The sequence below is a fragment of the Serratia sp. CY82433 genome, from assembly GCF_052166535.1.
Lineage (GTDB): Bacteria > Pseudomonadota > Gammaproteobacteria > Enterobacterales > Enterobacteriaceae > Serratia > Serratia sarumanii.
On the sequence record NZ_JBJNOR010000001.1, the window covers coordinates 948,475 to 972,522 of the forward strand.

A 24,048-nucleotide genomic window follows, 5' to 3' on the forward strand; every position below is an offset into this window, starting at 1 on the left:
TTCTTCGACGAACAGAATGCATGGTGCATTGCTCGTTTTGTTGTGCTAAATGGTATTAAATGCTGAAAATATCTAATTTATTAGATTATAATAATTAAAATTTTCGTTAATAAAAATAATGTTCCTGTTGTTAATGATTTGATGCAGAATTATCTTAGTGTTTTACGGCGCCTGCTTATGTGCCGGGCGCTTATTGATGGCTCCCAAACGGCAATGCGATTTTTCCAAGAAAACGGCAGGTGTTTAGTGCAAGGCATCGCCGTTGTCTTTAGCCATGGATGGAGGAAGTATGCTCAGTATCGGTATCGTATCTGAAAACATCTTTTTCAGAGAGGCGATAAAAAGGATATTGGCGCCAAGGATTTTTCATAAGGATCACGTTATTGCTTACTACGACGATCTGCCTTTGGTCATGGGGCGAAATTGCCAGGATATTCTGATCGTCGATGATGCGATCAAAAGCCTGTTGCGTTTCAGCATGGCGGCAGCGTTATTGTCTGCTATTCATGGCGTGAAAATTTTTTTGACGACAGAAGAGAAGCGTCGTCTGTTATTTCGTTCTGTCACGCGTGATGTGGTGGTGCTCGATAAAAGAGTGCGAGTTCTCGACATGAATAAGGAATTGTCTTTGCTGCTGGCTAATATTGCGCAGCATTCTGCATTAAATGGAAACGTTGAGGGTGGGGCGGCCCGCAATACGAAAAGTTGCCTGACTGAAAGTGAAGTGGAAACGCTTCATTTGCTTTCTTTCGGCTATACGGTGACCCAGGTATCCCGAATGCTTGATAAAAGCGTAAAAACGGTCAGCACGCAGAAATGCAGTGCATTACGCAAAATGGGATTGAAGAATCGGGTGCACAATTTATTGGACATTTCATCCGGTTTCTCGGCGGTTATCTAGGAGTTCGTTATTTTGTCGCTTTTATTATCGGCTGATGAATAACGCTATGGCTTGATTTTATAAAAACAGGAATGTGTTCACCCTTTTGCCTCTGTATTACGGGGAGGGATTGTTTCATCCCGCCAGCAGCGGCTGATTTTTATTTATTCTCTCAAACCAAACTGTTATGGAGTTTTATCTCATGATGAAGAAGATGCTTTCTGTTGCAATCATGGCGGCCGCGGTCGCTGCGCCGGTGGCTTTTGCTGAAGACAATTCCGCCGGTGGCGTGATTAACTTTACCGGCGCCATTACCGACACCACCTGTACGATTAACGGCGGCAAGAGCGCGGATTTCACCGTAGCACTGAGCCCGATCTCGGTGACCGACGCGGGTAACACCGTTGGGCCAATCACCAAGAACAAGAAGTCCTTCTCGTTGACCTTCTCCGGCTGTTCGCCGGCGGCCGGTACCGCGGGCACCCCGCTGAAAATCTACTTCTCCTCCGCGGATAACATCTCCACCGACGGCAAATATTTGCTGAACAACTCGGTCAACGAGAACGACGCTTCCGTCGCGAAGAACGTAGGCTTCTCTCTGGCGGAAACCGGTTCTTCCACCCCGATCCAACTGAACGTGCCTTATGTCACCGACATCATGGGCGACAAAGAGGCGCCGGATTCAGAAACCCTGACGCTGGACGCGTACTACTACAAAACCAACGCCGAAGCGGCAAAAGTGGGCGCTCTGAGCTCCAACGTGACTTACACCATTTCTTACCTGTAATCGCGCTGACAGCCAGGCCCTTGATAGGGCCTGGCCACCCGGGGGAACGATGAAAAAATACATGATGATAGCGGCGCTGTTGCTGGGTTCCGTTGGCGCGCAGGCCAATGTGGTGGTTAACGGCACGCGGGTGATCTACCCGGCAAACAACAAGGACGTGATTGTCCAATTGCTGAATAACGGTACCGACCCCTCGCTGGTTCAGGCCTGGATCGACGACGGCGATATCAATTCCACCCCGGAAACCGCCAATGTGCCGTTTTTGCTGTCGCCGCCGGTGGTGAAAGTGAACGGCAACAGCGGGCAGCAGCTGCGTATTCAGAAAGTTGGCGCCGCGTTGGCGGCGGATCGTGAATCGGTGTTCTACCTCAACGTGCTGGATATCCCGCCGACGCCGGAAAACCTGCAGGGCACCAATACGCTGCAGCTGGCGATCAAGTCGCGCATCAAACTGTTCTACCGCCCGCAGGCGTTAACCCGCGGCGTGGAAAATGCGTTGGAAGAACTGACGCTGCAAGCCAATGGCAAAGGCTTCAACGTCATCAATAAAAGCCCGTATTTCATTACGGTAGCGAATATAGGCCAGGGTGCGGACAAGCATCTGCTGGTTGATTCGCTGATGGTCGCGCCGTTTTCCACCCAGTTTGCCGCCAGCAAACGAGCGGTCAGCAAAAACGCCCGTTATGACCTGATGTATATCGACGATCTGGGGGCTTACAAGTCTAAAGCCATCACCGCACACTAACCTGAAAGAACAACAATGAAGCTGAATAAAAAAGTCCTCTCGCTGCTGACCGCCTCTTCATTCTTGTTGCCGGATACGGCCTGGGCGGTGACGTTCGATACGTCGCTGTTGGCCGGCGAATCGCGCGATTCCGATCTCTCGCGTTTTTACCTCAATAATGACATGCCTGCCGGCCGGCAGGAGATCGATGTGTATGTCAACCATGACTGGAAAGGGCGCTATGCGCTGCTGTTTGGCACCCAACGCGACGATATCCAAATCGACTACCAGGATGCGCAGCGGCTGGGCATCGATCTGAGTCAATTGCCGACGCCTCAGGCGCCCCAGACGACGCTGTCGATCGCCACGCTGGTGCAGGGCGGCCGGTTCGATATGGACGTCGGCGCGCTGAGCCTGCGGCTGACGGTGCCGCAGGCGCGGGTCAACCGATCGGAGGCGGGATACGTGGATCCGGCCTTCTGGAATCGCGGCATCTCCGCATTGACGCTGGCCTACAACGCGACGTACTACCACGCCGAGGCGCGCGGCGACGGCAATCGCAGCAACAACGACGATTTTTATACTGGGCTGGAATCCGGGATCAATCTGGCCGGTTGGCAATTTCGCGACAGCAGCAGCTTTCGCCACGGCAGCGGGCGGGGGAGCCACTGGCAGAATAACACGCGCTATCTGCAGCGCGGCTTCGCCGACATCAAATCCAACCTGACCGCCGGCGATTTTTATTCGCCGGGGGATCTGTTCGACTCGGTGCGCATCCGCGGGGTGGCGCTGGCGTCGGACATCAGCATGCGCCCCAACTCGCAGCAGGGCTTTTCACCGATCGTGCGGGGCGTGGCGCAAACCAACGCCCTGGTGAAAGTGGTGCAGAACGGCAACGTGATCTACCAGGAAAACGTGCCGCCGGGCGCCTTTACCCTCGACAGCATTCAGCCGACCGGCTCGGCGGGCGATCTGTGGGTAACGGTCAAAGAGGCGGATGGGCGTGAACAGTCGTTCAGCGTGCCGTTTTCCGCCGTACCCAACATGTTGAAACAGGGCGTCAGCCAATACAGCGTGCTGGCCGGCAAGGTGAACGAAAGCAATACCGATTACGATCCCGGCTTTGTGCAGGGCACCCTGCAGTACGGTTTCAACAACCTGGTAACCGGCTATGCCGGCAGCATTTTGAGCGACGACTATCAGGCCTGGCTGCTCGGCAGCGGCTGGAACCTGCCGATAGGGGCGGTGTCCATCGACCTGACGCATGCCGATACCCGCCTGAAAAACCGCCGTGAAAGCGGGCAGAGCTTCCGTATCGCCTACAGTAAATTTCTCGATGCCACCGCGACCAACTTCACGCTGGCGGCCTACCGTTACTCCACCCGCGGTTACTACAGCTTTACCGACGCCATTTACTCTAATGACGGTTACCGCCAGCTGGAACGGCAGTTTGACCGCTGGCGCGACGAGGAGGGTTTGTCCGAACTGGATATGAACACCTGGGATGCGCTGCGGTCCGCCCGGCCGAAAAATACCTTTACGCTTAACCTGAACCAGCGTCTTAACGAAGGGTGGGGCACGCTGTTCTTCTCCGGCTCCCAGCGCGATTACTGGACGGCCAACGCGAAAAGCCGCGAATACCAGTTGGGGTACTCCAACAATCTGGGGCGCGTCAGCTACTCCGTTTCCGCCAGTCGGGTGCGCAACAGCCAGCGTGAGGAAGAGACGCGTTATTACCTGTCGTTCAGCCTGCCGCTGTCGGTGTTCGACAACAACGCCTACCTCAGCACCGGCCTGTCGGCGACGGACTCTCACTATCAGCAGAGCACGGTCAGCCTGAGCGGCAACGCGCTGGAGTCCAACCGTCTGAGCTACTCGCTGAACGGCAGCAATCGCAGCGGCGGCGACAACATGGCCGGTGTCAATGCGGCCTACCGCACCCGTGTCTCGACGCTTGGCGTCTCCTACAGCGAAGGCAACGATTATCGCCAGAGCGGCCTCAGCGCGCGCGGCAGCCTGGTGGCGATCCCCTGGCATGTGCTGGCGTCGAACGAAATCGGCAACACCATGACGGTGGTCGAGGCGCCGCAGGCCGAAGGGCTGATGGTCAACGGCGACGAAAGCATCGTGACCAACGCCCAGGGCCTGGCGCTGGTGCCCTATGCCACGCCATACCGGCAAAACTCGGTCACGCTGTCGGATACCGGCCACAGCAGCGGGGCGGAAATCAGCGGCAACGTCGCCAACCACGTGCCTTACTACGGCGCGGTCAGCTACCTGAAATTCGAAACCGATCAACGTCAGCCATTCCAGCTGCGGGCGCAGCGCGCCGATGGTGCACCGCTGCCGTTCGGCGCCGAAGTGCTGGATGAAAACGGCCGGTCGATAGGCTTTGTCGGCCAGGCCAGCGTGCTGTACCTGCGCGTCGAACAGCCGCCAACGGCGTTGACGGTGCAACTGCGCGACGGCCGTTGCCGTATCGCCAAACCGACTCTGGCGCTCGACGCGTCGCCCGGCGTTTGCCGCTAATACAGGATAACCGAACCTATGATCAGGCTGATTTTTTTGCTGCTGCTGTCCGGGTTGTTCAGCGGCTATAGTTATGCCACCTGTTTTGGCAAAGGGATCTCATTTGCACCGGCTTTGAATGTCGATCTCTCCGATAAGCTGAATGCCAACACCCCGGTGTGGGAGGAGCAATACAGCACCCAATATGTCGGCACTTTTGACTGCAGTTCTTCAAAGAGCAAATTTACCTATACGCTCAAGCTGTCGCCCGATAATAAGAATGCGGCTATTTTTGGTTTTAACAACGGCACGCAGTGGATACGCGCGCAAATCGTCAATAAGATTGGCGATCGTGAACTGTCAAAGCGCGGCGAACATTCCGCCGCCGAGTTAAATACGCCGATGACCGTGCGCTACTCATTAGAATCGAAGCCCAAAAATGGCCGTGTGGTGCCGGGGGATACGCTGATGCTGGATGACGCGCTGATGGTCTCGGACATTACCGGCATAAAGATATGGGAATTGCCGATTTGGCTGTTGCAGCAAGTCGGGAAAATACTCAGTTGGCTCCTGACCGGCAACTGGCCTTATGACGAACGCGATATGTATGGCCAGCCGATGAACATCAAATACGCGCCCAAAACCACCACCTGCCGTTTCGACAACGCCGGCCTGACGGTCAGATTGCCGAAAATGGGCGTGGCGCAGGTGCTGAATAACAACCAACCCGGCTACACGCCGTTCTCGCTGAACATCAGCTGCCAGAACATGCAGCAGGAAGGTATCGCCGATCGTACCGTCGAGATGTTCCTGTCCAGCAATAACCTGCTGGCCTCCGACGCCAGCGTGCTGACCAATGCCAACGCGGGCGGCGCGCAAGGGGTAGGGCTGCGCCTGGTCAAACGCGATATGCCGAGCTCGCCGGTGGTACTGTCGCCCTCCAATGTCGATCGCGGCAGCGCCACCTCATTGTTTCACGTCGCCGCCGGCGGCAGCCTGAACAGTCACTTTATCATCGGCATGGGCGCTTATTATTACCCTTATCAGCGCGATGGCGTGACGCAGGGTGAAATCAACACCTCGGCCACGCTGAACATTATTTATCCCTGATGAATGGGTTGGTGCAAAAAAACCGGCAGCCGCCGCTGCCGGGGTTGGTTATTGATAAGTCATCGCGCTGGCGTGCAGCTTGTTATTGCCTACGATCGCGATGATTTTGTAGTAACGGGCGCCTGCCTTGGCGGTTTTGTCCGCCAACATCTTTTCCGCATCGCTCAGATTCGCGGCACCGCTAACGGTAATCACCTGGCGCGGCGTCAGGGCGTCCGCCTGTTGACTATTGATTTGCGTTGCCGCGACTGTTGCGCCTGAAAAGACAAAAGCCCCTAGCAGCATCGTTTTCAACATGACGTTCTTCATGATGTTCTCCCCAAGCGCAATACGCTTGTTCTTTGCTATGGTTGAATCTTTTTGTTTCGTTATGCTAAAGGATAAGCAGCGAGGTGCCGGCGCGGTAGTGCCTGAAAGCGTAATGCATCGTTTCCAAACTGGAAACGATAAGGAGGGGGCATGCAGGATTTGAACGATCTTCAACTGTTTGCTTTGGTGGTGCGACATGGTGGTTTCGCCGCAGCCGAGCGGGCGAGCGGCGAAGCCAAATCCAAACTCAGCAAACGCGTGGCTCGTCTGGAGGCGAGTTACGGTGCGCGGTTAATCGAACGTTCGACGCGCAGTTTCCGCGTCACGGATATTGGCCGCGATGTGTATCGGCAGTGTGAGGCGATTATCGAGCGGTTGGAGGCGACCGATGCCATTGTCGCCCGTGCGCGCGACGAAGTGAGCGGCTGCCTGCGCATCAGTTCGCCGCCCGGTTTGATGCAGTATTATAATTCCCATCTGCTGTTGGGGTTTATGGCGCGTTACCCGGACGTGCGCGTACAACTGTTGATCCATGAGCGCCATGTGGATCTGATCAACGAAAAGATCGATGTGGCGTTTCGCATTACGAGTCATTTCGACCAGGATCAATCATTGATTAAACGCGATCTTGGCGTACGGCAACGCATTTTGGTCGCCGGCGCGCAGCTGGTGGAGAAAGCCGGCGGCTTGCCGCAGTCGTTCGAACAGCTGGCCAGCTTGCCGACGTTGTCGATGGGGGAGTGGCTGGATCGCGATCGATGGGAATTCGAGGATAATGCAGGCAATCAACGTACTTTCGTACACGTCCCCCGGCTGTGTTGCGGGGATTACAGCACGTTGCATAGTGCGGCGATTGCCGGGATGGGCGTCGCGTTTTTGCCGATCCATTTGTGTGCCAACGAATTGCGAACGGGTCAACTGCTGCGTCTGCTGCCACAGTGGCGTGCGCCGAGCAGCATTGTTCATCTGGTGTTCACCAGCGGCAAAGGCCTGTTGCCGCCGGTGCGGGCGTTTATCGATCACAGCGTCGCGGTATTCGCCGAAGCCAATCGCCGCCTCTCGATGATGCCGGTTGCCTAGCCGCCTGTCACTGCCCATCCGGGTGTTCGAAAATATGCGCGCCGGCTCCTTGCCGGCCCAATATATCGTTCGGGTTGCGCAGCGGGCAGTCGGCGAGCGACAGGCAGCCGCAGCCGATGCAGCTATCGAGATGGTCGCGCAGCACCGTCAGCCGTTGAATACGCTCATCCAGCGTTTTGCGCCAGGCGGAGGACAGCACTCCCCATTGTTCTGAGGTCAGCTTGCTGCCGATGGGGAAACGGCTCAGCGCGGCGCGGATCTCTTCCAGCGGAATGCCCGCGCGCTGTGCGATCTTGATCACCGCGATATAGCGCAATACCACCGACGGATAACGCCGCTGATTGCCGGCGTTGCGCGTCGCCTGAATCAGCCCTTTACTCTCGTAGAAGTGCAGCGCGGATATCGCCACGCCGCTGCGTTTCGCCACTTCCCCGACGGTCAATAGCCGATTGGCGTCAATCGGTTCATTTCTTGCCATTTTATCTTCCTCAACTTGACCTCAAGTTAACCTGAGGTTTTATAGTTCAGCCTGCCGGGCTTGGCAACCGGCATCTCTCGAGACCTGCCCCCGTCTTATTGGGGAGAAGGATGGCTTTGGCTGTAAAATCAGGAAGAAACCGTTATGCAACGCTTTATCAACACCGCTCTGGACAGTTATTGGCTTTGGCTGCTCGCACGTCTGTGCTTGATGGTGATTTTCATCTCGTCGGGGCTCGCCAAGCTGTTCGACATCGAAGGGAGCCTGGCGGAGATGCGCGCCGCCGGTTTGCATCCGGCCTGGCTGTTCAACCTGGCGTCGGCGGCGGTGCTGCTGACAGGTTCGGTATTGATCCTGCTGAACCGGTGGGTGTGGCTGGGCGCCGGCATGCTGTCGGTGTTTCTGATCCTGACTATCGCGATCGTCCACACCTTCTGGAATATGTCCGCTCCCAATATGCAGATTTCTCTCTACTTCGCGCTGGAACACATCACGGTGATCGGCGGGCTGTGGGTGACGGCCATCGCCAGCCGTTTGCGTCAACGTCTGGCCAACACGCGTGAGGCTGCATGATGAAACGATATCTCATTATTGCGGCGCTGCTGGCGGTACTCGTCGTCGCTGCGGTAGCGATGCGTTCCACCGCGCGTCAAAGCGAAGGCGCACCGGCTTATCCGCCGGTGAAAGTGGCGCTGGCGCCCGCACTGCGTGAACAGGCGGCGCGCAGCTACGCCGGCGTCGGCGAGCTGGAGGCGGCCAGCCAGGTGGAGGTGGCGGCGGAAACCAGCGGCCGCATCACGCGTATCCTGTTCGAATCCGGCCAAACGGTGCGGCAGGGGCAGTTGCTGGTGCAGCTCAACGATGCGGTCGAACAGGCTGAGCTGGTGCGTCTGCAGGCGCAATTGCGCAACGCCGATCTGCTGCTGGGGCGCATGCGAAAACTGATGAACCTCAACGCCACTGCGCGGCAACAGTTGGACGATGCGCTGGCCGAGCGGGATATGGCGCTTGGCGCGGTGCGGGAAACGCAGGCCAAAATTGCGCAGAAGGCGATCCGCGCGCCGTTTTCCGGCGTCATCGGCATTCGCCGCGTGCATGAAGGGCAATATCTTAACGCCGCCGAGGCGGTGGCGAACCTGGTGGACGCCGATACGCTGCGCGTCAACTTTTCGCTGGACGAACAAAGCAGCGCCGGGTTGGCGCCAGGCCAGGCGGTGTCGGTGCAGGTTGGGGCGTATCCCGATCGCGCTTTCCCCGCCGTCATTACCGCTATCGACCCGATGATCGGCAAATCCCGCACCGTGCAGGTGCAGGCGACGTTGACCAACCGTGAGGGATTGCTGAAGGCCGGCATGTACGCCGGCATTCGCGTCACGCAGCAGCAGCGCGTGGCGGTGCTGACGGTGCCGGAAACGGCGCTGACCTACACGGCCTACGGCGATACCGTGTTTCTGGCCCAGCAGGGTGAAAAGGGCATGACGGTCAAGCGCGTTTCGGTCACCGTGGGTGAGCGCAACGACGGGCGCGTCGAGATCGTCAATGGCCTGCAGGAAGGCGATCGGGTGGTGACTTCGGGCCAGCTCAAGCTGAGCGACGGCATGGCGGCCGAGCCGGTGGCGCAGGATACCCTGAACGCCGCCCAGGCCGGTTCCTGAGGAGAGACCGATGACATTTACCGATCTGTTCGTGCGTCGGCCGGTGCTGGCGCTGGTGGTCAGCACCCTGATCCTGCTGTTCGGCGCGCTGGCGCTCAGCAAGTTGCCGATCCGCCAATACCCGCTGCTGGAAAACTCGACCATTACCATCAGCACTGAATATCCCGGCGCGTCGTCCGAGCTGATGCAGGGCTTTGTCACGCAGCCGATCGCCCAGGCGGTGTCCTCCGTCGAGGGCGTTGACTACCTTTCTTCCTCTTCGGTGCAGGGGCGCAGCGTAGTGACGGTGCGCATGGCGCTGAACCGCGACTCCACCCAGGCGCTGACCGAAGTGATGGCCAAGGTCAATCAGGTGCGCTACAAGCTGCCGGAGCAGGCGTACGATCCGGTGATTGAACGTTCCGCCGGTGAGGCCACCGCCGTGGCTTATGTCGGCTTTTCCAGTAAAACGCTGTCCACGCCGGCGCTGAGCGAATACCTGACGCGGGTGGTGGAGCCGATGTTCACCACCATCGACGGCGTCGCCAAGGTGGAAGTGTTCGGCGGGCAAAAAATGGCGATGCGCCTGTGGCTGGACAGCGATCGGCTGGCCGGCCGCGGCCTGACCGCCGCCGACGTGGCCGACGCGGTGCGGCGCAACAACTACCAGGCGGCGCCGGGCAAGGTGAAAGGGCAGTATGTGGTTGCCAACGTGCGGGTGAATACCGATCTCACCAGCGTTGAGGAATTTCGCAATCTGGTGGTGCGCAACGACGGCAATGGCCTGGTGCGTTTAAAAGACGTCGGCACTGTGGAGCTGGGCGCCGCGGCCACGGAAACCAGCGCCCTGATGGATGGCGAACCGGCGGTGTTCCTCGGCGTCTTCCCTACGCCGACCGGCAACCCGCTGGTGATCGTCGACGGCATTCGCCACCTGATGCCGGCGATCGACAAGATGCAGCCGCCGGGCGTGAAGATGGCGCTGGCGTTCGAAACCGCGCGCTTTATTCAGGCCTCGATCGATGAAGTGGTGCATACCCTGCTCGAAGCGCTGGTGATCGTGGTGGCGGTGATCTACCTGTGTCTGGGGTCGCTGCGCACCGTGTTGATCCCGGTGGTGACCATTCCGCTGTCGATCCTTGGCGCTGCCGGGCTGATGTTGGCCTTCGGCTTCAGCGTCAATTTGCTGACGCTGCTGGCGATGGTCCTGGCGATCGGCCTGGTGGTGGACGACGCCATCGTGGTGGTGGAGAACGTGCATCGTCATATCGAAGAGGGGAAAACGCCGCTGGCGGCGGCGATGATCGGCGCGCGCGAGGTGGCGGGGCCGGTGATCGCCATGACCCTGACGCTGGCGGCGGTCTATGCGCCGATCGGCCTGATGGGCGGGCTGACCGGCGCGCTGTTTCGCGAGTTTGCGTTGACGCTGGCCGGGGCGGTAGTGGTGTCCGGCGTGGTGGCGCTGACGCTGTCGCCGGTGATGAGCTCGCTCCTGCTGCCGGCCAAACAGAGCGAAGGGCGCGTGGCGCACGCCGCCGAGTGGTTCTTCGGCGGTCTGACGCGGCGCTATGCGCGCGCGCTGGATTTTTCGCTGCGCCACCGTTGGTTGACCGGCGCGCTGGCGTTGCTGGTGATGATCAGCCTGCCGCTATTGTACCTGATGCCGCAGCGCGAGCTGGCGCCGACCGAGGATCAGGCCATCGTACTGACCGCCATCAAGGCGCCGCAGCACGCCAACCTGAACTATGTCGAACGCTTTGCCTACAAGCTGGACGAGGTTTACAACCGCATGCCGGAAACCGAAAGCCGCTGGATCATCAACGGCAGCGACGGCACGGCGTCCGGCATCGGCGGCATCAACCTGACGCTGTGGCAGGCGCGCCAGCGCTCGGCGTCGGCGGTGCAGGCCGATCTGCAGCGGGCGGTGAACGACGTCGAAGGCACCAGCATTTTCGCCTTCCAGCTGCCCGCTTTACCGGGCTCCACCGGCGGGCTGCCGGTGCAGATGGTGCTGCGCACGCCGCAGGACTACCCGCAGCTGTATCGCACCCTGGAAGAGGTGAAGCAGAACGCCAGAAACAGCGGCCTGTTTATGGTGGTGGACAGCGATCTGGACTACAACAACCCGCTGGCGGAGGTGCATATCGATCGCGCCAAGGCCAACAGTCTGGGGATCCGCATGAGCGACATCGGCGAATCGCTGGCGGTGCTGGTGGGGGAAAACTACCTCAACCGCTTCGGCATGGACGGCCGCGCCTATGACGTGATCCCGCAGAGCCTGCGCGAACAGCGGCTGACGCCGCAGGCGCTGGCGCGACAGTACGTCCGCACGCAGGACAATACGCTGGTGCCGCTCTCCACCGTGGTGTCGGTGGCCGTTAAGGTCGAGCCAAACAAGCTGACCCAGTTCAACCAGCAGAACGCCGCCACCCTGCAGGCCATTCCCGCGCCCGGCGTTTCGATGGGCGAAGCGGTGGCCTTCCTCGAACGGCAGGCCAATGCGCTGCCGGCCGAGTTTAGCCACGACTGGCAGGGGGATTCGCGCCAATATACCCAGGAAGGCAGCGCGCTGGCATTCGCGTTCCTGGCGGCGTTGGTGATCATCTATCTGGTGCTGGCGGCGCAGTACGAGAGCCTGAAAGATCCGCTGATCATCCTCATCACCGTGCCGCTGTCGATCTGCGGCGCCTTGCTGCCGCTGGCGCTGGGCTACGCCACGATGAACATCTATACCCAGGTCGGGCTGGTGACCCTGATCGGGCTGATCAGCAAGCACGGCATTTTGATGGTGGAGTTCGCCAACGAGTTGCAGATGCATCAGGGGCTGACGCGGCGCGCCGCGATTTTGCAGGCGGCGCAAATTCGCCTGCGGCCGGTGTTGATGACCACCGGGGCGATGGTGTTCGGCTTGATTCCGCTGCTGTTCGCCAGCGGCGCCGGCGCCGCCAGCCGCTTCGGCCTGGGGCTGGTGATCGTATCCGGCATGCTGGTGGGCACGCTGTTCACCCTGTTTGTGTTGCCGACGGTGTATACGCTGCTGGCGCGCGATCACGCGGTGGCGTCGCCCCGGCAGCGTGAACTGGCCGCGGCGCAAAAGGCGCTGACGGAATAAACCGCCGGCGCCCGTATGAAAAATAAACCCGCCGCGGCGGGTTTTTTCGTCAGTTTTTGCAGCCCATCAATTCCGGCAGGATGCCGGGCTTGCTCTTCAGCGAAGCCTGTACGTCGTCCGGCAGACCGGCCCAGATGATCAGACCGGTGCGTTTCTCGATCTCGTCCACCGTCACGCGGAATTGGCAAAAATCGGCACCCTTCGGCGTGTTCTGATCGAACAGGAAAGCGGCATAGTGGTTCACCGCCGGGCTGTTGTTGATGAAAATCACTTTCCAGTAGGCGCTGGGGATGGTGTGCGCTTTCTGGGTGCCCGGCAGTTTGCCCATATCGCGCTCATACAGCGGCCCGGTCACGGTATAGACCGAGGAAATATCGGCGCGATCGATCAGCTTGCGTTCCTGATCTTCCAGCCGCGCCCAGGCGCCCTGGTTCAGATCGGACTTTTGCGGCGTGATGTTGGACAGGTAGTTCAGCGACTCCCAGTCGGAAACGCCCGCCAGCGAGGCCAGCGGCGCCTGATGACCGCGATCGACCTTCAACGCCGCATTGGCGCCGGTGTAATCGGCGGGCGCCAAAGTGTCCGCCGGGTTGAGCGCCGGATCGGTTTTCCAGTTGCGCGTCTTGCCGCTGGCCGGCGTGTCTTTGGTGATGTGATAGGCCACCCAGTTGGCGAACTTGGTGGTGCTGTTGTTGTTCAACGTATAAGCGTGACGCACGATCGATACGTTGCTGCTGCCGCCGGTCGGGCAGCCGACCGCGCAGTTGTCGATGGATTCGAGCGTGTCGGCCGACGCCTGCGCGGCGAACAGCAGGGCGGCCAGGGCCAACATCTTGTTGTTAAAACGCATATTCATATCCTCAATAAGTTAAAAAATACTGTATATATTTACAGTTAATTAAACTTATCGCAGTGAAACGAATACAACAATGCAACACATTCATGTTGTGAATGTGTCGGCGTTGACAGAGCGGAACGGCGCCCTGTACGCCGCTCGGACTATCAAAAACGCCAAAACGCGCGTGAACAGAGGATCAACATCGGATAGATCTCGAGGCGGCCGAGCAGCATGGCGGCGCACATCAGCCATTTCGCCGCGTCGTTCAGCGTGCCGAAACCGGCGGCGGTTTCTCCGTACCCCAGCCCCATATTGTTGATGCAGGCGGCGACGGTGGCGAAAGCGGTGACCAGATCATAGCCCATCAAGTTCAGCAGCCAGATAAACAGACAGGTGAACAGCACGTAAAGGAAGAAGAAGCTCCAGACGGAGCGCAGCGTCCGATCCTGGATCGGCGCATTGCCGACCTTGATGGTGTACATGGCGTTGGGATGCACCAGCTGGTTGATCTCGAGCCGGCTTTGTTTGTACATGATCAGAAAGCGCAGCGCTTTAATGCCGCCGCAGGTGGAGCCGACGCAGCCGCCGAAGAAACTCGCCGCCAGCAGCAGCATGATGGTGTGGGACGGGATCCGGGTGTAATCGGCGATGGCCAGACCGTTGTCGGTCATCATCGAACTGGTGAGGAAAAAGCCGTGCACGAAGGCGTCTTTGACGCCGTACATGCCCGAGCGGTACAGCTCGATACACACGATCGCCACGACGATGGCCAGAATCAACAGGAAAAAGCGCAGCTCGGGGCTGCGGTACAGCGGTTTCAGGCTGCGACGGCCGACGGCAATGAAATAGAGCGTGAAGTTCACCGCCGCCAGAATAGAGAAAATGCCGCCGACCATTTCCACCGCCGAACTGTCGTAGTACCCCAGGCTTTCGTTACGGGTGGAAAATCCGCCGAGCGACACGGTGGAAATGCCGTGGCACAGCGCATCGAACCACGGCATGCCCGCCAGACGAAAGGCGACGGTACAGGCCAACCCCAGCCCAAGGTAGATCAACCACAGGTTTTTCGAGGTATCGGCCAGGCGTGGCGTCAGGCGTTCCTCCTTGAACGGGCCGGGCATTTCCGACTGGTAAAGTTTGGCGCCGCCGATGCCCAGCAGCGGTAGCACGGCCACGGCCAACACGATAACCCCGAGGCCGCCGATAAAATTGAGCTGGGAACGGTAATAGAGGAACGATTTGGGCACGTTCGAGACGTCATTCAGCACCGAGGCGCCGGTGGTGGTGATGCCGGAGACTCCCTCAAACATCGCGTCGACCAGCCGGACGTTCAGCGTGTCATCCAGCCACAGCGGCAGGGCGCTGATCGCGGAAAACAGCAGCCAAAACATCACGATGATCAGAAAACCGTCCTGGGTGCGCAGCTGCACTTTCGACTGCCGGGTGCTGAACCAGCCCAATCCGCCGAGCGTGGCGGCCACCACCAGGGTATAGAAAAATGAGAAGGCGCTTTTTTCTTTATACAACAGCCCCATCAGCAGGGGCGGGATCATTGAAAGGCTGTAAAGAAGGACCAAAAAGCTGCAAAGATGAATAACGACCAGGATCTGTTTGGTTCTGACCATACTGTTGCTCGGAATGCCTGCCGACAATGCGTCAATTTATTGAAGTGTATCAAGCATAAAGCAGGCGATATAAAAATAACGTAAAAATTCATATCGCCTAATAAGTATGGCGGGGGCGTTATTCCAGCAGGTCGTTGACCGTACGGCGCACATAGTGCGTCATCTGCGCCAGATCGTCCGGCGACACCGGGCCGCCGCCGGCGCGAACCACCTGCTGTTCAATCTGGGCGATCTCCTGCTCGACCTTGTTGGCGATCTGCACTTTGACTATCTTGTCCACCGAAGACAGCAGCACCTTCAAGACCACTTTCAGCGCGATGTTCTCGCAGAACGAGTCGTAGTGATGAACCGGCGGCGGCGGGGCCGGAGCCGGCTCGGGCGCGCGCGGAGCCAGAGCCTTGAAGCTGTCTACATTTTCAATAATAAGATCCATGTCTCTTATTAGTTCATCAAAATCTTTAGACACTGACTTATTCCCTTCGCTGTGCGCAAAAAACAGAACGCCCGTCCTCGGGCTGAAAGCGGATGAGCGACGGGCAGAACGAATTCGGGCCTGGCCTTCAGACGCTGAATGGCCGGGGGAGGGGCATTCTAACCTTGCGGCGGGTCGGCAACAAGATGGGGCCGTGCGAATGCGCGGCCCTTTGAATCACAGGCGCAGGAGGGGGCTTAACTTTTCAGCTTGGCGGTGATTTTTGCCACGTGCTCGCCCTGATAGCGGGCAATGGTCAGCTCTTCGTTGCTCGGCTGCCGCGAGCCGTCGGCGCCGGCGATGGTGGTGGCGCCATACGGGGTGCCGCCGCGCACCTGCGAAACGTCAAACAGCTCTGGCGTCGCATAGCCGATCGGCACGATGATGAAACCGTGGTGCGCCAGCGTGGTCCAGGTGGAACTGATGGTGTGTTCCTGGCCGCCGCCGGTGCCGGTGGAGGAGAAGACGCTGCCTACCTTGCCGTACAGCGCGCCGGAAGCCCACAGACCGCCGGTCTGATCGAGGAAGGTGCGCATCTGCCCGGCCATATTGCCGAAGCGGGTCGGCGTGCCGAAGATAATGCCGTCATAGTCCGCCAGCTCTTGCGGGGTGGCGACCGGCACCTGTTGATGTTGTTTGCCCCCGGCTTTGGCGAAGGCCTCCGGCGTCATGGTTTCCGGCACGCGTTTAATCGTCACGTCCACGCCGTTAACCCGATTCGCGCCTTCGGCCACCGCCTGCGCCAGGCTTTCGATATGGCCGTACATTGAGTAATAAAGCACCAACACTTTCGTCATGTTCCGTACTCCCGCTCAGATGATTAACAAAAACCCTTGATAAGCATAGAAGCGAATGACGAACTTGGTTTTGTTGGATGGCGGATTCAGGGCAAGCGCCGCAGCTTGTGCGCCAGCCGCTGTTCCTGCCAGCGTGCCGGCGGGCGGTCAGAAGGCGACGTTGCGGATAAAGCGCAGGGGCAGGTTGCCGTGGTTGGCGTAAGCGTAGCGTTGATCGCTGTTGAAGGTTTGTGCGGCGCCGGCGCTGAGCGTCAGCGTGCCTTGTTCCAGCTCCAGCGTCAGGGTACCGGCAATCACGTAGATCATTTCGCTCCAGCCTTCGGCGTCCGGCGCAGAGTCATAGCGCTCGCCCGGCATCAGCGTCCATTCCCACAGCTCGGCCCGCTGCCGTGCCGGCACACTGGCGGCGAACAGCGCCTGGCTGCCCGGCTGCGCGCCTTGCCAGGCCAATTCCCCGACCATGTGGCTGCCGCGCGCCTCCGGCGCCTGGATCAGATCGGTAAAGGAAATCGCCAGGGCGGCGGCGATCTTGTCGAGCACCGCCAGGCTGACGTTGCGATCGCCGGCCTCGATGCCCGCCAGCATGCGGCGGCTGACGCCGGAAAGCTCGGCCAGCGCCATCTGGCTCAGGCCCGCCCGTTGGCGGTAGCCGCGCAGATTGCTGCTCAGGTATTGCAGCACCTTGGGGGGATCGGTTTTTGCGTTATGCGCCGTATTGCTCATCGCCGGACTTTATCTCATACTGGCAGGATCTGTGCATTATATTGCACTCAGCAGGAAGGGCAAGCCGGTGTCAGCAGCAAAAAAATCCTTTATTTCCGCCGTGGTTCCGCAAATCAGGTTGCCGGAAGCGGTGTTGATTTTCATCACCATGATCTGGGGCGGCACCTTTTTGGCGGTGCATCACGCGATGCAGGTCAGCGGGCCGTTCTTTTTCGTCGGCCTGCGTTTCGCCACCGCCACGCTGGCGCTGACGCTTTTTTCGCTGCGCGTGCTGCGCGGCCTGACCCGGTATGAACTGAAGGCGGGCGTGCTGATTGGGCTGGCGATCATGTTCGGTTACAGCATGCAAACCGTCGGCCTGCAGACCATCACCAGCAGCCAATCGGCGTTTATCACCGCCATGTACGTGCCGATCGTGCCTCTGTTGCAATGGCTGGTGCTGGGGCGCTTCCCCGGCATCATGTCGTGGATCGGCATTCTGCTGGCCTTCACCGGCCTGATGCTGCTGGCGGCGCCGAGCAGCACCGACATGGCGCTGAGCCTCGGTGAAATTCTGACGCTGGCCGGCACCCTGGGCATGGCGGCAGAGATCATTCTGATCGGCGCCTTCGCCGGCAAGGTCAATATCCGCCGAGTGACCATTGTGCAGCTGGCGACCGCCTCGCTGGCCTCCTTTTTGATGATGGCGCCGACCGGCGAGTCGCCGCCGCCGTATTCGGATTACCTGCTGTACAGCGCCATTGGGCTGGGGCTGGCCAGCGCCTTGATTCAGCTGACCATGAACTGGGCGCAGCGCAGCGTTTCGCCGACGCGCGCCACGGTGATTTACGCCGGTGAACCGGTCTGGGCGGGCATCGTCGGGCGGTTGGCCGGCGAGCGTTTACCGGGCGTGGCGTTATTGGGGGGCGCGTTGATTGTAATCGGGGTGGTGGTCAGCGAGCTGCGCGTGCGGCGCAGGGATAAAGCGGCGGTGGCGACGGAAGCGGATTAGCGCAGAGACATAGAAAGCAGGAAGGGGCGGAGATATCCGCCCCTTTTGCATCACGCGGTTTTCTTCTTGCGCAGGAACACGTAAGACAGGCCGAGCACGATGAACCACAGCGGGGTGACGATCAGCGCCTGGCGGGTGTCTTCGCGCAGCGACAGCAGCACCAGCACGAACACGAAGAATGCCATGCACACCCAGCACATCAGTTTGCCGGCCGGCATCTTGTAGATCGATTTCTGGTGCAGCGCCGGGCGCTGTTTACGGTAGACCAGGTACGAGCACAGGATGATGGTCCAGACGAACATGAACAGAATCGCCGATACGGTGGTCACCAGGGTGAAGACCGTCATCACGTTCGGGATCAGGTAAATCAGCACCACGCCGCCCAGCAGGCAGATGCAGGAGAAGGTAAGGCCGTTGGCCGGCACCGCGCGCTTGGACAGGTTGGCGAACGATTTCGGCGCGTCGCCTTCCTGCGCCAGCCCGAACAGCATGCGGCTGGTGGAGAATACGCCGCTGTTGGCGGAAGAGGCGGCTGAGGTCAGCACCACAAAGTTGATCACGCTGGCCGCGGCCGGCAGGCCGATCAGCACGAACAGCTCAACAAACGGGCTCTTGTCCGGCACCACGGAGCTCCACGGCGTCACCGACATGATGACGATCAGGGCGAACACGTAGAACATGATGATGCGGATCGGAATCGAGTTGATTGCGCGCGGCAGCGATTTCTCCGGATCCTTGGTTTCCGCGGCGGTGGTGCCCACCAGCTCAATGCCGACGAAGGCGAATACCGCAATCTGGAAGCCGGCGAAGAAGCCGCTGATGCCTTTCGGGAACATGCCGCCGTCATTCCACAAATGGGTGAATGAGGCCACGGTGCCGGTCGGCGATTGGAACTGCATGGCGATCATCACCAGCCCGGCGACGATCAGCCCGACGATGGCGACGATTTTGATCATCGCAAACCAGAACTCCATTTCACCGAACATTTTCACCGTCGCCAGGTTAAGGCCGAGCAGCAACAGCACGCACAGCAACGAAGCGATCCACTGCGACAGTTCGGGGAACCAGAACTGGGCGTAGGCGGTGATCGCCACGACGTCGGCGATGCCGGTGACCACCCAGCAGAACCAGTAGGTCCAGCCGGTGAAGAAACCGGCCCACGGGCCGAGCAGGTCCGCGGCGAAATCGCTGAACGATTTGTATTCCAGGTTGGACAGCAGCAGCTCGCCCATGGCGCGCATCACGAAGAACAGCATAAAGCCGATGATCATGTACACGAAGATGATCGAAGGGCCGGCCAGACTGATGGTTTTACCGGAGCCCATAAACAGACCGGTGCCGATGGCGCCGCCGATGGCGATCAGTTGAATATGTCGGTTAGTGAGGTTTCGCCGTAGATGATCTTCTGAAGCGGGCGTCGCGTCAGTCGCTATTTTAGAGTGATCTACCATCTGATGATGTCCTGTTTTACCTGTCATTAGTGAAGTCGCGAGCTCTGAAGTGGCTCTTTTTTATACATTTATCCGGTTGGTCCGGCTTTAGTAAGGTAGTGCAATAACGCCACCTTTGTGCAACATGTTTACAACATTTATACGCGGGATAAAAGTCGATCAATCTTACACGGAGGAGGCAAATCGGACGTTCAGGGAGCGGAAGATTACTCTTCAAAACGTGGGATTAACAGACCTTATGCGGCTTATCTCGTTGATTAAACAAAGGGTTGTAAAATTCGCATGAGAAAAAGTAATGGGTGTAAGCGTTCGACAGCGGCGCCGGCGAGTAAGACAGTTTAGCACGTTGAGTTGTTCGATCAGTCGCTAGAGCCGTTGACTTTTAATCAATGGGTCACAGGTTCGAACTCTGTACGACCCGCCAACCAAATCAGCGTGTTACGCTCGGACTTTTCTCTGTTTGTTTCCTCATTGCGCCGTTTTAAGCGCGCATTCTGCAAAAAAATTCGCATTTTTCGACTGATGTTCAGAAAGGTGATCTGGCGCAAACTGCGATGTTGCACCGCAGTTTATACGGCAAGAGAGGCTGTGCGCTGGCGCAACGTCGGCGCATGGGCCGAACATTTGCCCAAGAATCTTTCAGGTCAAGGTACGGGGAATATATGCGCAGCCGACATCAAGATCAGCGCCCAGGCGGCAGCCGAGAGCGCGGCGGTGGCATAGACGCGCCCCAGCGGCAGTTTCAGCATGCCGGCCATCAGCGGTACGGTATAGCGCATCACCGCCAGAAAACGCGAGGCGAACAGCAGCGGCAGCCCTCTCTTTTGCAAGGCGCGCTGGGCTTTGCGCAGCGGCGCGTGAAAGCGTGCCGGCAGCCGGCGGCCAAGATCGCGGCGGCATAGCAGCGCGCCGCAGTGGAACGACAAGATCGATCCCAGCGCGGCGCCGAGGGCGATGGCCGCCCAAACGGCGCCGAGGGGCAGCGCGTGCTTGCCCGCAACGATGCCCATCAGCAGCGTGACCGAAGCGGGCGGCAGGATGGAGGAAACGAAGATCACGGATTTACCCAGCGCAAACAGGAAAATCAGCAGCAGCAACATCTCCGGCTCCGGACTGTATTTGGCGATAATGTGCGTCAATTCATCCATTTAACACCTGCGGGCGAGGGGGCTGAGTGCCAGTGTCCCATCCGCAGGTTCAATAAGGGTTAAATAACGCGCCGCTATCCGGCAATCTCTGCGTCTTGCTTGCTCACCTCGGCGCGCCGGTTTCTGAGCGCCCACAACAGCGCGGCGCACAGCAGCGAGAAAGCGGCCAGCACCAGCGGCCCGGCATGCGGGCTGTGAAAACGCTGTTCCGCCTCGGTGCGGATCAGCGGGGCTAAAAAGCTGAACGCGGCGCCGAGCGTAGTGCAAAAGCCGATGCCGGCCGCCAGCGCCGGGCCGGTGAGCACCTGAGCGGGAAACGTCCAGAAAATCGGCTGTACCGCCAGGAAACTGACTGCGCAACAGCTCAGGGCGACGATAGCGAGCAAAGGGCCGGCATAGGAAGAGACCACCAACCCCAGCGCCGCCGCGATCATGCAGCCGACGGCGATCGGTAATCTTCTGGCGGTGTTTCTGTCGGCAAAGCGCGGCAGGAAATAGACGCCCAGCGCAGAGAACGCCCAAGGAATGGCGGCCACCAGCGAGGCCTTGAAGCCGAGATGGGTGCCCATCAGCGAGGCGACCTGCGACGGCAGGAAAAACATCAGGCCGTACACGCCAATTTGCAGGGTGCCGTAGATCAGCGCCAGATGCCAAACTTTGCCGCTTCTCATCGCCGCTTTGACGCTGCTGGTTTCGGTCTGCTGCTGTTCGGCGGCCAACTGTGCCACCAGCGCCGCACGCTCTTCCTCGGTCAGAAAGCGGGCCTGCTGCGGGCTATCGTCGAGATAGAAAAAGGCGAAGACGCCGAGGGCGACGGCCGGCAGCCCCTCCAGCACGAACATCCAGAACCAGCCGGGTTTGCCCAGCACGCCGTGCATCTCCAGCAAGGCTCCCGACAGCGGCGAGCCGAGCGTCAGGGCCGCCGGCACGCCGAGCACGAAAATGCCAATGACCGAGGCGCGCACCTTATTGGGAAAATAGATCGACGCGAGCAGCAGGATGCCGGGGTAAAAGCCGGCTTCCGCGATCCCCAGCAGAAAGCGCAAGACGATAAACTGCTGTTCGTTGGTCACCAGCCCGGTACAGGCCGACAGCGCCCCCCACAGCGCGGTGGTGGCGCTGAGCCAGCGTTTGGCGCCCCAGCGGTTCATCAGCAGGTTGGCCGGGATGCCGAACAGCGCATAGGCGGCAAAAAATATCCCGGCGCCCAGGGCAAAGGCGGATTGCGACAGCGCGATATCGATGGCCATCGCGTCCTTGGCAAAGCCGACGTTAACCCTGTCGATAAAGGCGATGAAGTACATGGCGAACATCAAGGGCACCAGTCTGCGCCAGGTTTTGCGGATGGCGGCGTTGAGCGCTGGAGCGGCATAGGTGGCGTGATTCACTGGCGATAACCTCTCTTCTGAGAATGACAAACGTCGGTCACAGGACCGTCCTGATGCCGTTGCCCGCAACACGGCGGTAACCACGGATTTTTTCGTGAGCCTTAAAGGTCTAAAGGACTAATGGTCAGGCCTTTAGGGCGAAAAAAACGCCGCGTATCGAGTCGGCAGGTTGGTGCAGACATCACCACGGTGAATGGTGTGTTGCTTTCTTGTTAATTAAAAGTTCACACAGGGCTATGGCGCGTTCAAGCGCTTTGATCGCGATCTGTGTGCGCTATCACCGAATTGGCAACCCGGTGGTAGACCCGGAGAAAGGCGCTTTCATCTCGTGAGGGGGGGATATAAGGTGAAACGCGGCAAAACAAAATACAGGAGCGCTACATGCTGAAGGTCATCGCTGAAGATTTTATCCACCCGGAACACATTGCAACCGTTATGCCATGGTATCGCGAGCTGGTGGAGAAAACCCGGCAGGAACCTTTGTGCATCAGTTATGAGCTGTGTATCGACCAGCAGGATCCCGGGCATTTTATTTTTATCGAAAGCTGGCCGGATCGCGCCGCCCTGGATGCGCATTGCCAGACCGAGCATTTCACCCGGCTGGTGCCGCAGATCAACCAGCATCAGCGCAAGCCTTGCACCTTCCTGTTTATGCAGGTATTTCCTGAAACAGGTGATAAATAGGCGAAAAAATCCCCGCAGGGGGCGGGGTCAATGGCTTCTCACTACTATCTTGTTGTGATTAAAAAATAGGCTGATAATGATTTTCATTCTCTAAGAATGCTCTTAAATAAATCAGCCTGGTGAATGATTCACCGCCGGCTTTTCGCTGACTGTTTTAATGGCGCGCAACATACGGCGGCGTATCAGCCCGCTGACCAGGCGAATCGCATACCAATAGGGGGTAAACCGCCGCCGGCTGGCGTCGTCGGGGCAGAAGATGCGCGTTTCCGTCACCAGGCGGCAGCGGCCGTCCGGCAGAGGGCTCACGACATAACCCAGCGCCAGTTTGGCGACGCCGGGCTTAACGAAGGCCAGAAAGCCCGCCCCGTCAGCGACCTGCTCCAGACCGTATTCAGCCTGCCAAAAGCGGCCGATCAGGCCATAGACCAACGCGCTGTCATCTTGCTCAAGCAGGCAAAAGTTATGCAGGCCAAACGGCGGCGGGCTGGGTTTATTGCGTGGCATCAGCCGCGCGGGCAATTCGCGCAGCGCTATCATGCTGCGGAAAAAACGGTCGTGCTTGGGATCGTAAGCGGCCACGGCCGCCAGGATCCGTGCCTGTGGCGCGGCGATGGCGATCGCATGCCGCTCCGAGAACTGGTATTGCCCAAGGTATTTATTCAGCAGCGTCATGCTTTGCATTCTCCCGCCATTCGCTTTGCAGCAGAGCGAAACCGAATTCGTCGCCCCACGCGCCTTTGAAAAACACGTTTTGCCGCCAATGGGCCTCGCGCCGAAAACCCAGTTTGCCGAACAGCGTGGCGGCGGCAAGATTACGCGCGTCCACCACCGCAGTAATACGGTGCTTCGCCAGCGGCCCGAACAGCAGGGCGATGACGGCGTTCAGCGCCTCGCGCGCCAGCCCTTGACGCTGGTGGCTGGGCGCGAAGGTCACGCCCAGTTCAGCCTGGCGCCCCTCATCGAAGAAATGCACCGCGATATCGCCGAGCAACGCGCCGTCCTCGCGGCGTTCGACCGCCAGTTGAAACCAGCTGTCGTCACGGTTGAATTCGAGCCGCCGTTGCTGTGCGAAAAAGGCCTGCGCATCGGCGGCGCTGTAGTCGCTCCAGCTTTGATAGCGCGCCACGTCCGGGTGGCTGCGGTAGGCGGTAAAGTCGGGCAGATCGTCGGCGGTGAACGGGCGCAGGCGAAGTCTGGGGGTCAGCAGAGGCAAATGGCGCATTGTTTTTCCTTATCAGCGCATTAGGGCTACCGCAGTGTAACCCGGCGCCGAGAGGCGGGCTGCGTAAAATGAGCGGTGGCGAAAAAG

23 protein-coding genes and 1 tRNA gene are annotated in these 24,048 nt (G+C 59.2%); 12 read left to right on the top strand and 12 right to left on the bottom strand.

Features of this window, described 5'->3' with window-relative positions; all coding sequences use genetic code 11:
• Nucleotides 1–289 precede the first annotated feature (289 nt).
• The 5 genes from ACJ8PI_RS04605 to ACJ8PI_RS04625 all read left to right on the top strand — a co-directional run bounded on the left by ACJ8PI_RS04605 (nucleotide 290) and on the right by ACJ8PI_RS04625 (nucleotide 6,009).
• Nucleotides 290–901 carry a response regulator transcription factor gene (locus tag ACJ8PI_RS04605; protein ID WP_164134111.1) on the top strand — a complete coding sequence of 204 codons (612 nt, stop codon included), beginning with the start codon at nucleotides 290–292 and terminating at the stop codon, nucleotides 899–901.
• Between the two features lie 181 nt (nucleotides 902–1,082).
• A complete protein-coding gene (locus ACJ8PI_RS04610) occupies nucleotides 1,083–1,667 on the top strand; it encodes a fimbrial protein (protein ID WP_033637910.1) in 585 nt (194 codons plus the stop codon).
• Nucleotides 1,668–1,716: 49 nt separating this feature from the next.
• Nucleotides 1,717–2,412 carry a fimbrial biogenesis chaperone gene (locus ACJ8PI_RS04615; RefSeq protein WP_033637911.1) on the top strand — a complete coding sequence of 232 codons (696 nt, stop codon included), beginning with the start codon at nucleotides 1,717–1,719 and terminating at the stop codon, nucleotides 2,410–2,412.
• Between the two features lie 15 nt (nucleotides 2,413–2,427).
• Complete coding sequence (locus ACJ8PI_RS04620) at nucleotides 2,428–4,920, top strand: fimbria/pilus outer membrane usher protein (protein WP_049195825.1); 2,493 nt, start codon at nucleotides 2,428–2,430, stop codon at nucleotides 4,918–4,920.
• Between the two features lie 18 nt (nucleotides 4,921–4,938).
• Entirely contained in the window at nucleotides 4,939–6,009 is a 1,071-nt protein-coding gene (locus tag ACJ8PI_RS04625) for a fimbrial protein (RefSeq protein ID WP_049212751.1), read from the top strand.
• A 48-nt stretch (nucleotides 6,010–6,057) separates the two neighbouring features.
• On the opposite strand, the gene ACJ8PI_RS04630 is transcribed toward ACJ8PI_RS04625, so the two are convergent.
• The gene (locus tag ACJ8PI_RS04630) at nucleotides 6,058–6,318 is read right to left on the bottom strand and encodes a DUF1471 domain-containing protein (RefSeq protein WP_033637916.1); all 261 of its coding nucleotides are present in this window, start codon (nucleotides 6,316–6,318) and stop codon (nucleotides 6,058–6,060) included.
• A gap of 150 nt (nucleotides 6,319–6,468) precedes the next feature.
• Between ACJ8PI_RS04630 and ACJ8PI_RS04635 the strand changes: the two genes are divergently transcribed.
• Nucleotides 6,469–7,398: a LysR substrate-binding domain-containing protein gene (locus tag ACJ8PI_RS04635; RefSeq protein ID WP_033646557.1), complete on the top strand. Its 930-nt coding sequence runs from the start codon at nucleotides 6,469–6,471 to the stop codon at nucleotides 7,396–7,398.
• A 7-nt stretch (nucleotides 7,399–7,405) separates the two neighbouring features.
• On the opposite strand, the gene soxR is transcribed toward ACJ8PI_RS04635, so the two are convergent.
• Nucleotides 7,406–7,876, bottom strand: a complete 471-nt coding sequence (soxR, locus tag ACJ8PI_RS04640) for a redox-sensitive transcriptional activator SoxR (RefSeq protein ID WP_033637918.1) — start codon at nucleotides 7,874–7,876, stop codon at nucleotides 7,406–7,408.
• Between the two features lie 144 nt (nucleotides 7,877–8,020).
• Between soxR and ACJ8PI_RS04645 the strand changes: the two genes are divergently transcribed.
• From ACJ8PI_RS04645 to ACJ8PI_RS04655, 3 genes are read left to right on the top strand one after another with little or no spacing between them, the layout of a single operon-like run.
• Nucleotides 8,021–8,449, top strand: a complete 429-nt coding sequence (locus tag ACJ8PI_RS04645) for a DoxX family protein (protein ID WP_033654208.1) — start codon at nucleotides 8,021–8,023, stop codon at nucleotides 8,447–8,449.
• A complete protein-coding gene (locus tag ACJ8PI_RS04650) occupies nucleotides 8,446–9,531 on the top strand; it encodes an efflux RND transporter periplasmic adaptor subunit (RefSeq protein ID WP_033646555.1) in 1,086 nt (361 codons plus the stop codon). Before ACJ8PI_RS04645 ends, ACJ8PI_RS04650 begins: the two co-directional genes overlap by 4 nt.
• A gap of 10 nt (nucleotides 9,532–9,541) precedes the next feature.
• Nucleotides 9,542–12,622 carry a MexW/MexI family multidrug efflux RND transporter permease subunit gene (locus ACJ8PI_RS04655; RefSeq protein ID WP_060429844.1) on the top strand — a complete coding sequence of 1,027 codons (3,081 nt, stop codon included), beginning with the start codon at nucleotides 9,542–9,544 and terminating at the stop codon, nucleotides 12,620–12,622.
• Nucleotides 12,623–12,671: 49 nt separating this feature from the next.
• Here the strand turns inward: ACJ8PI_RS04655 and ACJ8PI_RS04660 are convergent, their stop codons facing one another.
• The 5 genes from ACJ8PI_RS04660 to ACJ8PI_RS04680 form a co-directional block, all read right to left on the bottom strand.
• Complete coding sequence (locus ACJ8PI_RS04660) at nucleotides 12,672–13,472, bottom strand: DNA/RNA non-specific endonuclease (RefSeq protein ID WP_047571650.1); 801 nt, start codon at nucleotides 13,470–13,472, stop codon at nucleotides 12,672–12,674.
• Between the two features lie 152 nt (nucleotides 13,473–13,624).
• On the bottom strand, nucleotides 13,625–15,085 hold the full coding sequence (locus ACJ8PI_RS04665) for a TrkH family potassium uptake protein (protein WP_033654205.1): 1,461 nt from the start codon (nucleotides 15,083–15,085) through the stop codon (nucleotides 13,625–13,627).
• Between the two features lie 118 nt (nucleotides 15,086–15,203).
• Nucleotides 15,204–15,518, bottom strand: a complete 315-nt coding sequence (locus tag ACJ8PI_RS04670) for a hypothetical protein (protein WP_016928271.1) — start codon at nucleotides 15,516–15,518, stop codon at nucleotides 15,204–15,206.
• A 236-nt stretch (nucleotides 15,519–15,754) separates the two neighbouring features.
• On the bottom strand, nucleotides 15,755–16,354 hold the full coding sequence (gene wrbA / locus ACJ8PI_RS04675; RefSeq protein WP_164134112.1) for an NAD(P)H:quinone oxidoreductase: 600 nt from the start codon (nucleotides 16,352–16,354) through the stop codon (nucleotides 15,755–15,757).
• A 147-nt stretch (nucleotides 16,355–16,501) separates the two neighbouring features.
• Nucleotides 16,502–17,077 carry a helix-turn-helix domain-containing protein gene (locus tag ACJ8PI_RS04680; RefSeq protein ID WP_164134113.1) on the bottom strand — a complete coding sequence of 192 codons (576 nt, stop codon included), beginning with the start codon at nucleotides 17,075–17,077 and terminating at the stop codon, nucleotides 16,502–16,504.
• A 67-nt stretch (nucleotides 17,078–17,144) separates the two neighbouring features.
• On the opposite strand from ACJ8PI_RS04680, the gene ACJ8PI_RS04685 reads away from it, so the two are divergent.
• Nucleotides 17,145–18,068: a DMT family transporter gene (locus tag ACJ8PI_RS04685; RefSeq protein ID WP_049235539.1), complete on the top strand. Its 924-nt coding sequence runs from the start codon at nucleotides 17,145–17,147 to the stop codon at nucleotides 18,066–18,068.
• Nucleotides 18,069–18,118: 50 nt separating this feature from the next.
• On the opposite strand, the gene cycA is transcribed toward ACJ8PI_RS04685, so the two are convergent.
• On the bottom strand, nucleotides 18,119–19,519 hold the full coding sequence (gene cycA, locus ACJ8PI_RS04690) for a D-serine/D-alanine/glycine transporter (RefSeq protein WP_033637927.1): 1,401 nt from the start codon (nucleotides 19,517–19,519) through the stop codon (nucleotides 18,119–18,121).
• A gap of 348 nt (nucleotides 19,520–19,867) precedes the next feature.
• Here cycA and ACJ8PI_RS04695 point away from each other — a divergent pair.
• A tRNA-Lys gene (locus ACJ8PI_RS04695) sits at nucleotides 19,868–19,943 on the top strand.
• A 220-nt stretch (nucleotides 19,944–20,163) separates the two neighbouring features.
• On the opposite strand, the gene ACJ8PI_RS04700 is transcribed toward ACJ8PI_RS04695, so the two are convergent.
• Together ACJ8PI_RS04700 and ACJ8PI_RS04705 are read right to left on the bottom strand one after the other, a co-directional pair.
• Nucleotides 20,164–20,667 carry a DedA family protein gene (locus ACJ8PI_RS04700; RefSeq protein WP_039566658.1) on the bottom strand — a complete coding sequence of 168 codons (504 nt, stop codon included), beginning with the start codon at nucleotides 20,665–20,667 and terminating at the stop codon, nucleotides 20,164–20,166.
• Between the two features lie 74 nt (nucleotides 20,668–20,741).
• The gene (locus ACJ8PI_RS04705) at nucleotides 20,742–22,055 is read right to left on the bottom strand and encodes an MFS transporter (protein ID WP_033646546.1); all 1,314 of its coding nucleotides are present in this window, start codon (nucleotides 22,053–22,055) and stop codon (nucleotides 20,742–20,744) included.
• A gap of 381 nt (nucleotides 22,056–22,436) precedes the next feature.
• On the opposite strand from ACJ8PI_RS04705, the gene ACJ8PI_RS04710 reads away from it, so the two are divergent.
• A complete protein-coding gene (locus ACJ8PI_RS04710) occupies nucleotides 22,437–22,739 on the top strand; it encodes a putative quinol monooxygenase (RefSeq protein ID WP_033637930.1) in 303 nt (100 codons plus the stop codon).
• Nucleotides 22,740–22,850: 111 nt separating this feature from the next.
• On the opposite strand, the gene ACJ8PI_RS04715 is transcribed toward ACJ8PI_RS04710, so the two are convergent.
• Both ACJ8PI_RS04715 and ACJ8PI_RS04720 read right to left on the bottom strand, forming a co-directional pair.
• Nucleotides 22,851–23,411 (bottom strand): hypothetical protein, encoded by a 561-nt coding sequence (locus ACJ8PI_RS04715; protein WP_033654200.1) that lies wholly within the window; start codon nucleotides 23,409–23,411, stop codon nucleotides 22,851–22,853.
• Complete coding sequence (locus tag ACJ8PI_RS04720) at nucleotides 23,395–23,961, bottom strand: GNAT family N-acetyltransferase (RefSeq protein WP_060420529.1); 567 nt, start codon at nucleotides 23,959–23,961, stop codon at nucleotides 23,395–23,397. The genes ACJ8PI_RS04715 and ACJ8PI_RS04720 overlap by 17 nt, the downstream gene beginning before the upstream one ends.
• Nucleotides 23,962–24,048 lie beyond the last annotated feature (87 nt).

Coding starts and splice junctions, on each gene's coding strand:
- ACJ8PI_RS04605 (WP_164134111.1), top strand. CDS start 290: ATGCTCAGTATCGGTATCGTATCTGAAAACATCTTTTTCAGAGAGGCG.
- ACJ8PI_RS04610 (WP_033637910.1), top strand. CDS start 1,083: ATGATGAAGAAGATGCTTTCTGTTGCAATCATGGCGGCCGCGGTCGCT.
- ACJ8PI_RS04615 (WP_033637911.1), top strand. CDS start 1,717: ATGAAAAAATACATGATGATAGCGGCGCTGTTGCTGGGTTCCGTTGGC.
- ACJ8PI_RS04620 (WP_049195825.1), top strand. CDS start 2,428: ATGAAGCTGAATAAAAAAGTCCTCTCGCTGCTGACCGCCTCTTCATTC.
- ACJ8PI_RS04625 (WP_049212751.1), top strand. CDS start 4,939: ATGATCAGGCTGATTTTTTTGCTGCTGCTGTCCGGGTTGTTCAGCGGC.
- ACJ8PI_RS04630 (WP_033637916.1), bottom strand. CDS start 6,318: ATGAAGAACGTCATGTTGAAAACGATGCTGCTAGGGGCTTTTGTCTTT.
- ACJ8PI_RS04635 (WP_033646557.1), top strand. CDS start 6,469: ATGCAGGATTTGAACGATCTTCAACTGTTTGCTTTGGTGGTGCGACAT.
- soxR (WP_033637918.1), bottom strand. CDS start 7,876: ATGGCAAGAAATGAACCGATTGACGCCAATCGGCTATTGACCGTCGGG.
- ACJ8PI_RS04645 (WP_033654208.1), top strand. CDS start 8,021: ATGCAACGCTTTATCAACACCGCTCTGGACAGTTATTGGCTTTGGCTG.
- ACJ8PI_RS04650 (WP_033646555.1), top strand. CDS start 8,446: ATGATGAAACGATATCTCATTATTGCGGCGCTGCTGGCGGTACTCGTC.
- ACJ8PI_RS04655 (WP_060429844.1), top strand. CDS start 9,542: ATGACATTTACCGATCTGTTCGTGCGTCGGCCGGTGCTGGCGCTGGTG.
- ACJ8PI_RS04660 (WP_047571650.1), bottom strand. CDS start 13,472: ATGCGTTTTAACAACAAGATGTTGGCCCTGGCCGCCCTGCTGTTCGCC.
- ACJ8PI_RS04665 (WP_033654205.1), bottom strand. CDS start 15,085: ATGGTCAGAACCAAACAGATCCTGGTCGTTATTCATCTTTGCAGCTTT.
- ACJ8PI_RS04670 (WP_016928271.1), bottom strand. CDS start 15,518: ATGGATCTTATTATTGAAAATGTAGACAGCTTCAAGGCTCTGGCTCCG.
- wrbA (WP_164134112.1), bottom strand. CDS start 16,354: ATGACGAAAGTGTTGGTGCTTTATTACTCAATGTACGGCCATATCGAA.
- ACJ8PI_RS04680 (WP_164134113.1), bottom strand. CDS start 17,077: ATGAGCAATACGGCGCATAACGCAAAAACCGATCCCCCCAAGGTGCTG.
- cycA (WP_033637927.1), bottom strand. CDS start 19,519: ATGGTAGATCACTCTAAAATAGCGACTGACGCGACGCCCGCTTCAGAA.
- ACJ8PI_RS04700 (WP_039566658.1), bottom strand. CDS start 20,667: ATGGATGAATTGACGCACATTATCGCCAAATACAGTCCGGAGCCGGAG.
- ACJ8PI_RS04710 (WP_033637930.1), top strand. CDS start 22,437: ATGCTGAAGGTCATCGCTGAAGATTTTATCCACCCGGAACACATTGCA.
- ACJ8PI_RS04715 (WP_033654200.1), bottom strand. CDS start 23,411: ATGACGCTGCTGAATAAATACCTTGGGCAATACCAGTTCTCGGAGCGG.
- ACJ8PI_RS04720 (WP_060420529.1), bottom strand. CDS start 23,961: ATGCGCCATTTGCCTCTGCTGACCCCCAGACTTCGCCTGCGCCCGTTC.